This window comes from Pseudomonas sp. Yb2C2 (assembly GCF_052112325.1).
GTDB lineage: Bacteria > Pseudomonadota > Gammaproteobacteria > Pseudomonadales > Pseudomonadaceae > Aquipseudomonas > Aquipseudomonas marginalis.
The window spans coordinates 242,186-256,433 of the sequence record NZ_JAVAJK010000005.1 but is presented as its reverse complement, the minus strand read 5'-3'; the positions used below and the strand labels follow the sequence as shown (position 1 = coordinate 256,433).

Here is a 14,248-nt window from a genome sequence, read left to right as displayed (position 1 = left end):
ACCCTCAGGCGATACGTGGGTCTGGATTGTCCAGCACGCTGTCTGTCTGCTCGGCGCGGAATTTCTTCAGCACCGCGTGGAACTGCGGGTGCTTGGCGCCCAGGATGCTGGCGGACAGCAGGGCTGCGTTGATCGCGCCGGCCTTGCCGATCGCCAGGGTGGCCACCGGGATACCGGCCGGCATCTGCACGATGGACAACAGCGAATCCACGCCCGAGAGCATTGCCGACTGCACCGGTACGCCAAGCACCGGCAGGTGGGTCTTGGCCGCACACATGCCCGGCAGGTGTGCGGCACCACCGGCACCGGCAATGATCACCTCGATGCCACGGGATTCTGCTTCATCGGCATACTGGAACAGCAAATCCGGGGTGCGGTGGGCAGAGACCACTTTCACTTCATACGGAATGCCGAGTTTTTCCAGCATATCGGCGGTGTGGCTAAGGGTGGACCAATCGGACTTGGAGCCCATGATCACGCCAACCAATGCACTCATCGTCGTGCCTCTTCTCTCTGGGCGCCCGCAGGCGCGTCAAAAAACAACAAGCCACGCGGGAAATCCGGCGTGGCTTGTTGTACGAAATGTGGCCGGTTGGACCGGCCGAAGGCCGCGCAGTATACCGTAATAATCCAGATAAACAGCCCCTGGGATGACCATCTGTCTAGCGGGGCAAAGTGGCGGTTTTATTGACTTTCAAGTCAGCCAAATCACCACAAGCCCCCTCCCACATTTGCCCTGCACTCGGCCCGAGATTAGGCTCAGGTACTTTGCGCCGCGCCACCTTCCAACTTGCGCCACAACAACCGCACATTCGCCTTGCGCACCAGCGCGCAGCGATACAGACGAATTTCCAGCGGCACATGCCATTGCGGCCCGCCGCAGACCACCAATTCACCGCGGGCCAGTTCGGCACGCACGCTCAGTTGCGGCACCCAGGCGATGCCCAGGCCTTCCAGGGCCATGCTTTTGAGGCTGTCGGCCATGGCGGTTTCGTACACCGTGGTAAAGCGCAGCGCGCGCTGGCGCAGCAACAGGTGCACCGAACGGCCGAGGAACGCCCCGGCGCTGTAGGCCAGCAGCGGCACACTGCCCTCGCCTTCGAGGTCGAACAGCGGCTTGCCGTCGGCGTCGGCCGCGCATACCGGGAGCATTTCGGTGTTGCCCAGGTGCAGTGAGGGGAAGATTTCGGCGTCCATTTGCATCGCCGCATCCGGGTCGTAGAACGCCAGCATCAGGTCGCAGCCGCCTTCACGCAGGGCATGCACCGCATCGCCGACGTTGGTGGCCACCAGCCGCGTGGCGATGTTCAGGCCGTCGTTGCGCAGTTGCGCGATCCAGCGCGGAAAGAAACCCAACGCCAGGGAGTGGGCTGCGGCCACTTGCATGACTTCGCCCTGCCCGCCTTCCAGGTGATGCAAATGGCGCAGCACTTCGCCGAGCTGCTCGACCACGGTACGCGCGGTGACCAGGAACAACTGCCCCGCCGCCGTCAGCTCAACCGGCGTGCGCGAGCGGTTGACCAGGGTCAGGCCCAATGCGGCCTCAAGACTGCGGATACGTCGGCTGAACGCCGGCTGGGTGACAAAGCGCCGCTCGGCCGCCTGGGAAAAGCTGCGAGTCGCCGCCAGGGCACTGAAGTCTTCCAGCCATTTGCTCTCAAGGTTCATCACTGCCTCCCACGGATACGCACCATTTTGGCACACACGCCCGCCATGATAGCCGGGTCACACTCACATTATGCCGTTTATGCATAGGCCAGTGTTTAACAGCATTGGCCCAAAATTTCCTACAGGCCTAGCATTCGCAGCGTTCCGGCCTGTTCCGGGTCCATATCGAGATGATTTCCGTCATGTCCTCCGCTGCATCATTCCGCACAGAAAAAGACCTGCTTGGCGTACTCGAAGTACCTGCCCAAGCGTATTACGGCATCCAGACCCTGCGAGCGGTGAATAACTTCCGCCTCTCGGGCGTTCCGATTTCGCATTACCCGAAATTGGTGGTCGGCCTGGCAATGGTCAAGCAAGCGGCGGCTGACGCCAACCGCGAGTTGGGCCAGCTCAGCGAAGCCAAGCACGCGGCCATCAGCGAAGCCTGTGCCCGCCTGATCCGCGGCGATTTCCACGAAGAATTCGTGGTGGACATGATTCAAGGCGGCGCCGGCACTTCAACCAACATGAATGCCAACGAAGTCATCGCCAACATCGCGTTGGAGGCCATGGGCCACAACAAGGGCGAATACCAGTACCTGCACCCCAACAACGACGTGAACATGGCGCAGTCGACCAACGACGCCTACCCGACCGCGATCCGCCTGGGCCTGCTGTTGGGCCACGACGCGCTGCTGGCCAGCCTCGACAGTCTGATCCAGGCATTCGCCGCCAAGGGCGTCGAATTCAGCCACGTGCTGAAAATGGGCCGCACCCAATTGCAGGACGCCGTGCCGATGACCCTCGGCCAGGAATTCCGCGCCTTCGCCACCACCCTCGGTGAAGACCTGGCCCGCCTGAAAACCCTGGCGCCAGAACTGCTGACCGAAGTGAACCTGGGCGGCACCGCCATCGGTACCGGCATCAACGCCGACCCGCGCTACCAGGCCCTGGCCGTACAACGCCTGGCCGTTATCAGCGGCCAGCCAGTGGTCCCGGCTGCCGACCTGATCGAAGCCACCTCCGACATGGGCGCCTTCGTACTGTTCTCCGGCATGCTCAAGCGTACCGCGGTGAAACTGTCGAAGATCTGCAACGACCTGCGCCTGCTGTCCAGCGGCCCACGTACCGGCATCAACGAGATCAACCTGCCGGCGCGCCAGCCAGGCAGCTCGATCATGCCCGGCAAGGTCAACCCGGTGATCCCGGAAGCCGTCAACCAAGTCGCGTTCCAAGTCATCGGTAACGACCTGGCCCTGACGATGGCGGCCGAAGGCGGCCAGCTGCAACTGAACGTGATGGAGCCGCTGATCGCCTTCAAGATCTTCGACTCGATCCGCCTGCTGCAACGCGCCATGGACATGCTGCGCGAGCACTGCATCGTCGGCATCACCGCCAACGAAGCCCGCTGCCGCGAACTGGTGGAACACTCCATCGGCCTGGTCACCGCGCTGAACCCGTACATCGGCTATGAAAACGCCACCCGCATTGCGCGTATCGCCCTCGAAAGCGGCCGCGGCGTGCTGGAACTGGTGCGCGAAGAAGGCTTGCTCGACGACGCCATGCTCGACGACATCCTGCGCCCCGAAAACATGATTGCCCCACGCCTGGTCCCGTTGAAGGCCTAAGCGTTTGTTGCACCGCTCACCAGGTTGAGGGACTAGACACCTCTCACCTTTTGAGGGCCTGAAGGCTCGTTCTTCAGGCCCTTTTTTTTGCTCCGAGGTTGTGAAATGACGCCCATAAAAAATCCAATATCGCACCGCAAACCCACCTCCCCTGTAATGGCTTGGCTGAAACCTTTAATCGGCCCGGGCAGACGGATCACGTTCGCCTAGGTATAGTGCCGCCCCTCTTCGCGTCTGCGGCCGTCGACAACGGCTAGCACGCAGCGAAAGCGCATGAATAACAACACCCGCAAAAGGATTGGGGCCGAAGCGTCGTGCACTGCCTGGTGCCGAGCGATGCGTCGAACCGTCCTGCGTTTGCCATTAGAAAAATCAGCGAGGAACACTCCATGCTCGAAGTCATCAACGACTTCCTCTCAGGGAAAGTACTGATCGTGCTCATTGTCGGGCTCGGCGGTTATTTCACGATCCGCTCGCGTTTCGTTCAGTTTCGTCATTTCTTCCACATGTTCGCGGTGTTTCGCGACAGCCTCAAAAGCAGCTCCGATCAACTCAGCTCGTTCCAGGCGCTGATGCTCAGCCTGGCCGGCCGCGTCGGTGCCGGTAACATCGCCGGTGTCGGCATTGCCGTGACCCTGGGTGGTCCCGGTGCCGTGTTCTGGATGTGGGTCACCGCGCTGGTGGGCATGTCTTCGAGCTTTATCGAGTGCTCCCTCGGCCAGCTCTATAAGCGCACCGACGCTGAAGGCACCTACCGTGGTGGCCCGGCGTATTACATCCAGCACGGCTTGCACAAGCGCTGGCTGGGCATGGTCATGGCGTTCCTGCTGCTGGTGACCTTCGGCTTCGCCTTCAACGGCCTGCAAGCCCACGCCGTGACTCACTCACTGAACAACGCGTTCGGCCTGGACACCACCTACACCGGCCTGGCCCTGGCGGTATTGCTGGGCCTGGTGTTCATCGGCGGGATCAAGCGCATCGCCTCGATCGCCGACCTGCTGGTGCCAGTCAAGACCCTGGTCTACATCGCCGTGACCCTGTATGTGATCGTGCTGCAATTCGACCACGTACCGGCCATGCTCGCGACCATCGTCAAAAGCGCCTTCGGCCTCGACCAAGCCTTCGGTGGCCTGGTGGGCAGCGCGATCATCATGGGCGTCAAGCGCGGCGTGTTCGCCAACGAAGCCGGCTTGGGCAGTGCGCCGAACGTGGCGGCGGTAGCGTCGGTTGAACACCCGATCGCCCAAGGCGTGGTCCAGGCGTTCAGCGTGTTCCTCGACACCTTCGTGATCTGCACCTGCACCGCATTGCTGATCCTGCTCTCCGGTTTCTACACCCCAGGCTTCGAAGGCGACGGCATTGCCCTGACCCAGAACTCCCTGGCCGCTGTGGTGGGTGACTGGGGCCGCATGTTTATCTCGGTGGCCCTGGCGTTGTTCGTGTTTACCTCGATCATGTACAACTACTACCTGGGCGAGAGCAACCTGCGCTTCCTGGTGGGCAACAACCGCAAGGTGCTGATGGGTTATCGCGCGCTGGTGCTGGTGCTGATTTTCTGGGGTTCGATCGAGAACCTGAGCACCGTGTTCGCCTTCGCCGACATCACCATGACCATGCTGGCGTTCGTCAACCTGTTTGCCCTGGCGTTCCTGTTCAAGATTGCCATGCGCATCCTGAACGACTACGACAACCAGCGCGCGGCAGGCATCAAGACCCCGGTGTTCGACTCCAGCCAGTTCCCAGACCTGGACCTGGACCGCGAGGCCTGGCCGGCCAACCCGGCAAAACCGGACGTTGCCGCATCGGCAGAACTGAACGCTCAAGTGCAACGCTGAGCGTAGACAGATGACACGCCGCCCGGCCTTGGGCATGCTCTGGGCCCGGCGGCGTTTTTCGTTCAGGAGAATCTTCGATGTCCCCAGCCAATAACCTCATGGTGCTCTACACCGGTGGCACCATCGGCATGCAGGCCAGCGCCAATGGCCTGGCGCCCGCATCCGGTTTTGAAGCGCGCATGCGCGAACAGCTCGCCAACGTGTCAGTACCCGCCTGGCGCTTCCGGGAAATGTCCCCGCTGATCGACAGCGCCAACATGACCCCCGCCTACTGGCAGCGCCTGCGCACCGCCGTGGTCGAGGCCGTGGATGACGGTTGCGATGCCGTGCTGATCCTGCACGGCACCGACACCCTGGCCTACAGCGCGGCGGCGATGAGCTTCCAGCTGTTGGGCTTGCCGGCGCCGGTGGTGTTCACCGGCTCGATGTTGCCTGCCGGCGTCCCCGACAGCGATGCCTGGGAAAACGTCAGCGGAGCCCTGCTGGCGTTGGGCGAGGGCCTGGCGCCCGGCGTGCACCTGTACTTCCACGGCGCGCTGATGGCCCCGACCCGCTGCGCGAAGATCCGCAGCTTTGGTCGCCATCCGTTCGCCGCGCTACAGCGCAACGGCGGTGTGGCCCAAGCCGAAGCGCTGCCCGCCGCGCTGGATTACCGCCAGCCGAAGGCCCTGGCCAATGTCGGCGTATTGCCGCTGGTACCGGGCATCGCCGCAGCACAATTGGGCGCACTGCTCGGCAGTGGCATCCAGGCACTGGTGTTGGAATGCTTCGGCAGCGGCACCGGGCCCAGCGATAACCCTGAGTTTCTTGCCAGCCTCCAGCGCGCCGAAGAAAACGGCATCGTGGTCGTGGCAATCACCCAATGCCATGAAGGCGGCGTGGAACTGGATGTGTACGAAGCCGGCAGCCGCCTGCGCGGCGTGGGCGTGTTGTCAGGTGGCGGCATGACCCGTGAAGCGGTATTCGGCAAGCTCAACGCGTTGCTCGGGGCCGGGCTGTCCATCGCCGAAGTCCGGCGACTGGTAGAGCTGGACCTGTGCGGCGAACTGAGCTGACCCCACCGCCGCACTGTAGATAGTCACCCCCTTCCCTGGCTGGCCGGCCCCTAGCATGGAACACCCGAGCGAACACCTCGGGCCGTTCCCATCAACCGGCAAGACAGGGATGCCCCATGACCACGCCCATCTCAATCGCTTCACAACAGCCACTGGAATTGCTCACCCAACTGTTAACAGGCCCGTCGTTCAGGGAGGTGGCGGCGGTGTTGTTGCGCCAGGCGCTGCAGGCCCGCTACCCCACACTGGCAATCGACCCCGATATCTGCCTGATCGGCACCCCCGGCTGGGACATCATCGACGAACAGGCCTGCGCCACTACCACCGCCTACGGCACACTGAGCGACAGCCTGACCGATCAGGCCGTGCTCGGCGAACCGACCCTGTACATCGAAGGCGAACACTTCCTGACCCAGCAACCGCTCACCGAGCCGCCAACCCATTTGCCGGTGCGCATCGGTGACATCGCCCATCTGCTCAATACCCTGGCCCCCGTCATGCTGGCGGCCTGGCAGGAGCAACAGCTGGCGTTCTGGAACAAAAGCAACGGCAGCGGCCCCCATTGGCATCAGCTGTCCAACTCATTGCGCGGGGTGTGGAATGTCCGGCAGGCACCGGGCTGGAACGAAAGCGACTGCGCCATGGCGCGCCAGTTGTTTCACGCGCCCACCTACGATGTGCGACGGCTCGACGACCCATACACCAGCCACGCCTACCTGCTCGACATCGATCAGGTCGACGGCGCGCAGGTGACCCACCTCAACCGGCTCGCGCTGTCGGTCCTGATCGGCAAGCAGGCCGGGCGAGACGTTATCCTCACCCACTCGCTGCTCAAGGGCTATGAGAAGTTCGCGTCCCTGGAACAGCTGGGCCGGAGCCTGCCCGCTCGCCTGGACACCTCGGCGCCCCGCACACAGTTGCAATGGCGCCTGTTCGAACCTGACGGCAATTTTTTCGATCACCAGGCCTGCAGCCTGATTGCCTTGCAGGTCGAGGCTATCGGCAGCCTGGACTTCTCCGACCTGCGCCACCCGGACACGGCTCCGCCACCCGGTGCCACCGAGTTGGCCACCGGCCCCGGCCCCGGCCGCGAGTGGTATCAGCAGGCGCTGCCGGGCTGGCTGCAGGAGGCGTCGACGTCCGACCTGAACTTCTATGCGCGGCATCTCAAGGACCTCGCGTCCCTGAACAGCAGCACCGGCGGCAAGTCGTATCAGGACGATATCCCGCCCATCGAGCAGTACGCGCTCAATCATCTCAAGGCGGAAATCCTCAAGGACCACCCGCAAGCCGGTGCCCTGGCCTTGGATACGCTCACCCTGAAAGTCCAGCAGCCGGTGGTGTGGGGGACTTTCACGGTGCCCGGCATGACCGAGACCACCACCTTCAACCTCGCCGAACTGGCGCTGCACAACTGATCGCCATCCCGGTCGGCAACAAGACCTTGCAGCTGCATAACGGCCAAAATCTGCCGGACTGGCTGACCGTCGAGTACATCGAGAGCCTCGTTTCCCGGGTGGACATCGGCCAGAACTACCCGGCGCTGATCAAAAGCAAGCTGCTGGAAATGCCCCGCGAGGCCTCATCGCGAAAGAACCTCTACATCCAGCACCTGCGCATCCAGCTGCCGTTACTGGCCCTGCAAGGCAAGATTCAGCAACAGGATGGCATCGATGACTGCGGCTATCGATACGTCGCCACCCTGATGCAAGCCGATGCCTCGGATCACACAGTAGACGGGCAGACCATCGTCATGCGGCCTCTGGCGTTCATCCCGCAACGGCGGGGCGACGCCACTGCCGATGAGGTCGAAAACATGTACGTCATCGGCCCGCAAGATCCCGCCGCCGGCCCCTGCCTGCTCTATCGACCTCTGTTCACCCCGGCCCTGGTGCAATATCCGTCCCCGGCCAACCTGATGTACGCCATTGCCCAGTCCCCCGACCTGCGCCGTTCGGTGCTGGCCTGGTTGCCGGACAGCGCGCGCGATGCTTACGCCAACTATGTGTTCCCGGGAGAATTGCCTTCTCCCTGGGCTGTCGCCGATTTTCTGGTGGACGCCTCGACACTGGAAACCATGAGCGGCCCCATCGGCCTGGGCAAAGACCCACTCAAGGGTGACCTGCTCGCCGGGCTGTTTGAAGCCAACGCCCAGGCCCTGGTCAAGCTGGCCGACCGCCAGTCGACCTCCAATACCGAAAACCGCTGGGCGACCCTCAAGCAAACCGGCTGGACGCTCCTCAATGCCGCGCTGCCCTTTACCAGCCCCAGCGTGGCGACAGGCCTGTGGATCTGGCAGATCGTCGATCAGTTGCAACAGTTTGTCGGGGCCACGGAGCAGGATGACACCGCGGTCCAATGGACCACTTTCACCGACGTGCTGCTGAACCTGTCGATGGCGATTACCCTGCATATCAGCACGCGCCTGCGTCCCTGCGGCGCTCGGCCCGAGCGGGAATCCAGGCCGACCGAGCCCTCGGCAGGGCAGCGTGTCGAGATCAAACAGCTGGGCGCCATCGCCGGCAATGAAAGCCCAGCGGGCCACACTCCACTGCTGCATACCAGCGGCGCGCTCAATCGCTCGCCCGCCACCCTGGGGCGGGTGCTGGACCGTTTCAAAGTCAGCCAGCCTGGCGCGGCGAGCAGCGTCGACACCCGCCCGGGGCCGACCCGCCACCTTACCCGCGTCGCCCAGCGTCTCTACGCACAGGTCGGCGAGCGCTGGTTTGAAGTGAGCGCGGACGACGAGGGCAACGTGGTCATCATCGACCCTCGGCAGCCGGATCGAACCGGACCGCCGCTGATTCACAACGCCGCCGGCCAATGGTTCGTCGACACCCGCCTGCGCCTGCGCGGCGGCGGCCCCAAGCGCATGCTCAACAAAGCCGAAGCGGAAGCGACCCTCAAGGCCGCCGAAGTACGGGCCAAGCTTGAGGCCTTCGAAAACGCCAAGAAGACCGCACAAAGAGCGCTGCAACAGGCCCGCCAGGCCATGACCGACGTCTCCGGTAACGCTGCAGAAGTCAAACGCCAGCACTACATGGACACCCTCGACCAGCAAAGCGCGGATTACGAAGCGGCACTGCAACACCTCAAGACCCTGAGTGTGTTCACCCCGGTCCCCGACTACCAGCAAAAAGCCCTGGGTTATATAAGAGCGCAACTGGAGCTTACCGAAGCCGCGATCAGGGAGGCCCAGACCACCTTCACCCCCCAGCTCAGGGTCGTGCTTGACCAGCTCGAACACCCCGACACCCGGCACCCGGCGCGGTACGTCGAAGACGCGCGACAAATGACCGAGATGAGTGAAGACATGATCACCCGCCTGGACTACACCCATGCGCGCTTCACTCAACTCAAGGCCCTGGCCAAGGAGGGCGTGCAGTTGATCCAGAGCGCCAGGAAAAAACTGCCGGCCTACACCAGCATCGACCTCAAGGCCCTGCAGATAACCCTGGCGCGCAGGTTGTGCCTGCCGGAGGACAGCGCGACCCGTGCACCCCAGGCCTGGGCCAACCTCAATGAGATTGTCGACAACGCCGATCTGTCGGTCCAGGCCCTGCGCGACACCCTCAACGAACGCAGCGAGGCGCGGCTGGACGAACGCATCGAATCCCTGAGCAGCCTGATCGAACAGTTCAAGGTCCTTGACGAGCGCCTGGAGGACTTCTCCCAGGAGTTTTCCAGCCTGACCCACCTCTCCCCGCTGGAACGCCTGCGCAAACAGGTCAAGGATTTCTCCAGGCAGGCCTTGACTCATCTGTCCCAACTGCACGCTGAGCGGGACATCCTGCGCAACCGGCCCACCCCTCCACCGACGCCCCCCAAGCCCTTGAAGAAATTCATCCATACCCGTTACAACGGCGTGATGATCGGCGAGCCCCGCCTGACGGCGGTCGGCCTTGAAACTGACCTGGTGGATATCAAGTCACCGCTGACCCGACAGGTCATTGCCACCTTCCATGAGAAAAGCCCCAACGTCTGGGTGCAACGGCTGAGCCCTGCACACACCGAGCAGGCGGTGCCCGAGCTTCAAGCCAGCCTCGGGCAGGGCCGCACGCTGCTGGACGGTTTGCCCGCGTTCAGGCAACGGGCCATCGAGCAAACACGCCAAGCCGGGCGCACCGCCGTCGGCATCAAATACCTGTACCACCGTCACGCGTTGCTGCTGGAAGAGACCAACCGGCACATCGAGCAGGCCCTGGCCGACAGCACCATCACAGCCGATCAAACCCAATCGGCAACCGCCCTTGGCAAGCAGCTCAACGACGCCGCGCAGGACCTGTACCGACGCGCATCCGAAAGCATGACGCGCATGATCAAGCATCAGCCCCCAACCACCAAAGGCGTCGAATGGCTGAGCGAGCGCGACGAGATCGTCATCAAGAAATCCGTGAGGCGTCGCCGGCTCAAAAGCAGCACACCGGACTACCTGGACGAATACATCATCACCGAGCGCGCGACCCATCAAGTGCTCTGGTACGCGCACTTTCATTATTCGACCGACTGGACGCCTGCCAAGGCCTACCTCAGCGCACGGTTGAAAACCACCCATGAATATCGACAAGGCTCGGCGGCCGACTCGGTCAAAGGCCTGAACGAGCAGCAGCAAATCGACTATTACCGCAGCGAGATCAGCCTGGAGGCGGCCAAACGGCTATTTTTTGACCACAAGTAGGCGGCACACTCCTTGCTGCCTCTGGGCAAACCCTGGCAGGACTCCCCCATGCTGCACTCGCACCTGACTACGCTCAACGCCGTCTCCCTGGTACTCGACACCTTCAGGGCCGAGGGCGTGAGCCGCGACGTGCTGCTGGCCGGCAGCGGTATCTGCGGCGCCGACCTGAACCGCGCCGACACGCGCATCACCACCAACCAGGAGATGCGCGTGTGTGCCAATGCCGTGGCCCTGCGCCGCGATATCGGCCTGGAGTTGGGCCGGCGCATGCACGTGTCATCCTACGGCATGCTCGGCTACGCGCTGCTGACCAGTGCCACCTTCGGTGACGCTTTGCGCCTGGCCCTGCGCTATCCGGCGCTGTTGGGAACACTTTTCGAGCTGAGCCTGGAAGACGACGGCCAGCGCATCTGGTTCACCGCCGACGGGTATCGGGAAAACCCGGCGCTGGCCACCTTCAATGTCGAGTTCTGCCTGGTGTCGTTGAAGGTCATCTGTGACGATCTGCTGGGCCATGCCCTGCCGTTGCTCGGTGCGCGTTTCGAACACCGCGCCCCCGACTATCGCGCACGCTATGCCGAGCACTTCGATTGCCCTCTTGCCTTCGCTGCCAGCGCCAATGCCTTCGCTTTCGACCGGCGCTGGCTCGACCAGCCGTTGCCGCTGGCCGACCCCATCACCCACCGCGCCATGGCCGAGCGCTGCCGCAAACAGAACACCGAATTCACCGGGCGCCAGGCCTGGCTCGGCCGGGTACGCCAATTGCTGGCCGCCCAATTGAACGCCGCCCCCGGCATCGATGGCCTGGCCGGGCAGATGAACTGTTCGCCGCGCACCTTGCGCCGGCATCTGCATGACCTGGGTTGCAGCTATCAGGAACTGCTGGACGAGTTACGCTTCGAGCGGGCCAAGCAGTTGCTGGGCGAGGACCAACTGCCGATCTATCGCATCGCCGAGCAGTTAGGCTTCAGTGAAACCGCAAGTTTCAGGCACGCCTTCGTACGCTGGAGCGGCGTGGCACCGAGTCAGTTCCGCGCTTGAGTCGCGTGCCCCCACATGGGGCGAATAACGGACACAGGCTTTGGCCATATTTATCCCCTTTTGGCCGCTCCTGCCGTTCTCCAAACCTGCCCACGCCGCAACACTGCAAGGCATCCCAAGCAGCCTGCGGAGAACAACAATGCTGACGATCTATTCGGACGATCATCATCTGCACCACGGCCGTTGTGAATTGATGGACGGGCAATTGATGCCCTGCTTCGAAATGCCCGCCCGCGCCGACCATGTGCTGCAGCGGGTCAAGGACCGCCAGCTCGGCCCGGTGCAAGCCCCGCAGGACTTTGGCCTGGCCCCCTTGCAGCGCATCCACAGCCGCGAGTACCTGGATTTTTTCAAAGGTGCCTGGGCCCGTTGGCTCGAGTTCGGCCAGGACGGCGACCTGCTGCCCTATACCTGGCCCGCCCGTACCCTGCGCGCCGTCATGCCCACCAGCCTGCACGGCCAGTTGGGTTACTACAGCTTCGACGGCGGCGCGCCGATTACCGCCGGCACCTGGCAGGCAGCCTACAGTGCGGCGCAGGTGGCGCTGACCGCGCAACGGGCGATCCAGCAAGGCGCCCACAGTGCCTTCGCGCTGTGCCGGCCACCGGGACACCACGCCGCCAGCGACTTGATGGGCGGTTATTGCTACCTCAATAACGCCGCCATCGCCGCCCAGGCATTTCTCGATCACGGCCACAGGAAGGTTGCGATCCTCGACGTGGATTACCACCACGGTAACGGCACCCAATCGATTTTCTATGAGCGCAGTGACGTGCTCTTTACCTCGATCCACGGGCACCCGGAAGCCGAGTTTCCGTTTTTTCTCGGCTATGCCGATGAGCGGGGCGACGGGGCCGGAGAGGGTTTCAACTTTAACTATCCGTTGCCGGCCGGTTCGGGCTGGGACACCTGGAGCGCCGCACTGGAACAGGCTTGCCAGGCGATTGAGGGCTACGGCGCCGACGTCATTGTGGTGTCCCTGGGCGTCGATACGTTCAAGGACGACCCCATCTCGCAGTTCAAGCTCGACAGCCCCGACTACCTGGCCATGGGCAAGCGTATCGCCCGCCTGGGCAAGCCGACGCTGTTCGTGATGGAAGGCGGTTACGCGGTGGAAGAAATCGGCATCAATGCCGTCAACGTTCTCGAAGGTTTTGAAGGGGCAGTCGAATGAATCTGTTCAAGTCGCTTGTGCTCTGCGCCGCCGTATTAAGCACCGCCGCGCACGCTGAAGAAAAAAACCTGCGGGTCTACAACTGGTTCGACTACATCACCCCCAAGGCCCTGGAAGACTTCAAGGCCCAAAACCCGTCGATCAAACTGGTCTACGACATCTTCGACACCAACGAAGCCCTGGAAGCCAAGCTACTCACCGGTAATTCCGGCTATGACGTGGTGGTGCCGTCCAACGTGTTCCTGGCCAAACAGATCGAGGCCGGTGTGTTCCAGGCCCTGGACCGCGGCCAGTTGCCGAACTGGAACCACCTCGATCCCAAGTTGATGAAGCTGATCGAGGCCAACGACCCGGGCAACAAATTCGCCGTGCCCTACATGTACGGCACCATCCTGATTGGTTTCAATCCCGACAAGGTCAAGGCCGCGCTGGGCGCAGATGCACCGGTGGACAGCTGGGACCTGATCTTCAAGGAGGAGAACATCAGCAAGCTCAAGCAATGCGGCGTGGCACTGCTGGATTCACCCTCGGAGATCCTGCCCCTGGCCTTGCAGCACCTGGGCCTGGACCCCAACAGCAACAACCCCAAGGACTATGAAAAAGCCGAAGCCTTGCTGCTGAAGATCCGCCCGTACATCACCTACTTCCACTCCTCCAAGTACATGGCCGATATCGCCAACGGCGACATCTGCGTCGCCGTCGGCTACTCCGGCAGCTTCTCCCAGGCCGCCAACCGCGCCAAGGAGGCCAGGAACGGCGTGATCGTAGACATGCGCCTGCCCAAGGAAGGCGCGCCGATCTGGTTCGACATGCTCGCCATTCCCAAGGGCGCGAAGAACCCCCAGGACGCCTACACCTTCATCAACTACCTGCTGCAACCGCACGTCATTGCGCCGATCAGTGATTTTGTCGGCTACCCCAATCCCAACAAAGACGCTACCGGGCAGGTGGACCCGGCGATCCGCAACAATCCCAACCTGTACCCCACCGAAGCCGCGATGGCCACGCTCTATACCTTGAAACCTCTGGGACGTGACGCCGAACGCGCCAGGACCCGCGCCTGGTCCAGGATCAAGTCCGGGACCTGAGCAAATGTGGCCGGGAAGTGCGCTTCCCGGCCATGATGACTTATCTACCGACCGCCCGGCCGCAGCGCCAATTACCTTGCAGCTCTTCATGCCGACCCAGGC

Annotated in this window: 10 protein-coding genes; 8 read left to right on the top strand and 2 right to left on the bottom strand. The window is 62.9% G+C overall.

The annotated features are described in order from the left end of the window. Window positions 1–4 precede the first annotated feature (4 nt). Together purE and Q8X51_RS09240 are read right to left on the bottom strand one after the other, a co-directional pair. Window positions 5–496, bottom strand: a complete 492-nt coding sequence (gene purE, locus Q8X51_RS09245) for a 5-(carboxyamino)imidazole ribonucleotide mutase (protein ID WP_003176980.1) — start codon at window positions 494–496, stop codon at window positions 5–7. A gap of 263 nt (window positions 497–759) precedes the next feature. Beyond that, complete coding sequence (locus Q8X51_RS09240) at window positions 760–1,668, bottom strand: LysR substrate-binding domain-containing protein (protein ID WP_065926753.1); 909 nt, start codon at window positions 1,666–1,668, stop codon at window positions 760–762. 182 nt (window positions 1,669–1,850) lie between these two features. Between Q8X51_RS09240 and aspA the strand changes: the two genes are divergently transcribed. The 8 genes from aspA (at window position 1,851) to Q8X51_RS09200 (ending at window position 14,146) form a co-directional block, all read left to right on the top strand. Next, window positions 1,851–3,275 carry an aspartate ammonia-lyase gene (gene aspA / locus Q8X51_RS09235; RefSeq protein ID WP_025854459.1) on the top strand — a complete coding sequence of 475 codons (1,425 nt, stop codon included), beginning with the start codon at window positions 1,851–1,853 and terminating at the stop codon, window positions 3,273–3,275. A 389-nt stretch (window positions 3,276–3,664) separates the two neighbouring features. Beyond that, complete coding sequence (locus Q8X51_RS09230; RefSeq protein WP_407693723.1) at window positions 3,665–5,110, top strand: alanine/glycine:cation symporter family protein; 1,446 nt, start codon at window positions 3,665–3,667, stop codon at window positions 5,108–5,110. Between the two features lie 77 nt (window positions 5,111–5,187). Continuing rightward, complete coding sequence (locus tag Q8X51_RS09225; protein ID WP_407693724.1) at window positions 5,188–6,165, top strand: asparaginase; 978 nt, start codon at window positions 5,188–5,190, stop codon at window positions 6,163–6,165. Window positions 6,166–6,281: 116 nt separating this feature from the next. Then, window positions 6,282–7,583, top strand: coding sequence for a hypothetical protein (locus Q8X51_RS09220; RefSeq protein ID WP_407693725.1), 1,302 nt, complete (start codon window positions 6,282–6,284; stop codon window positions 7,581–7,583). Beyond that, a complete protein-coding gene (locus Q8X51_RS09215) occupies window positions 7,508–10,843 on the top strand; it encodes a hypothetical protein (protein WP_407693726.1) in 3,336 nt (1,111 codons plus the stop codon). The genes Q8X51_RS09220 and Q8X51_RS09215 overlap by 76 nt, the downstream gene beginning before the upstream one ends. 48 nt (window positions 10,844–10,891) lie before the next feature. Then, on the top strand, window positions 10,892–11,884 hold the full coding sequence (locus tag Q8X51_RS09210) for an AraC family transcriptional regulator (protein ID WP_065946485.1): 993 nt from the start codon (window positions 10,892–10,894) through the stop codon (window positions 11,882–11,884). 139 nt (window positions 11,885–12,023) lie between these two features. Next, window positions 12,024–13,058 carry a histone deacetylase family protein gene (locus Q8X51_RS09205; protein WP_315871144.1) on the top strand — a complete coding sequence of 345 codons (1,035 nt, stop codon included), beginning with the start codon at window positions 12,024–12,026 and terminating at the stop codon, window positions 13,056–13,058. Continuing rightward, on the top strand, window positions 13,055–14,146 hold the full coding sequence (locus Q8X51_RS09200; protein ID WP_407693727.1) for a polyamine ABC transporter substrate-binding protein: 1,092 nt from the start codon (window positions 13,055–13,057) through the stop codon (window positions 14,144–14,146). Before Q8X51_RS09205 ends, Q8X51_RS09200 begins: the two co-directional genes overlap by 4 nt. Window positions 14,147–14,248: the final 102 nt, after the last annotated feature.

Bases quoted from the DNA above. Each gene is read 5' to 3' on its own strand.
- Q8X51_RS09210 (WP_065946485.1), top strand. From the start codon at position 10,892: ATGCTGCACTCGCACCTGACTACGCTCAACGCCGTCTCCCTGGTACTC.
- Q8X51_RS09240 (WP_065926753.1), bottom strand. From the start codon at position 1,668: ATGAACCTTGAGAGCAAATGGCTGGAAGACTTCAGTGCCCTGGCGGCG.
- aspA (WP_025854459.1), top strand. From the start codon at position 1,851: ATGTCCTCCGCTGCATCATTCCGCACAGAAAAAGACCTGCTTGGCGTA.
- Q8X51_RS09220 (WP_407693725.1), top strand. From the start codon at position 6,282: ATGACCACGCCCATCTCAATCGCTTCACAACAGCCACTGGAATTGCTC.
- Q8X51_RS09200 (WP_407693727.1), top strand. From the start codon at position 13,055: ATGAATCTGTTCAAGTCGCTTGTGCTCTGCGCCGCCGTATTAAGCACC.
- Q8X51_RS09225 (WP_407693724.1), top strand. From the start codon at position 5,188: ATGTCCCCAGCCAATAACCTCATGGTGCTCTACACCGGTGGCACCATC.
- Q8X51_RS09205 (WP_315871144.1), top strand. From the start codon at position 12,024: ATGCTGACGATCTATTCGGACGATCATCATCTGCACCACGGCCGTTGT.
- purE (WP_003176980.1), bottom strand. From the start codon at position 496: ATGAGTGCATTGGTTGGCGTGATCATGGGCTCCAAGTCCGATTGGTCC.
- Q8X51_RS09230 (WP_407693723.1), top strand. From the start codon at position 3,665: ATGCTCGAAGTCATCAACGACTTCCTCTCAGGGAAAGTACTGATCGTG.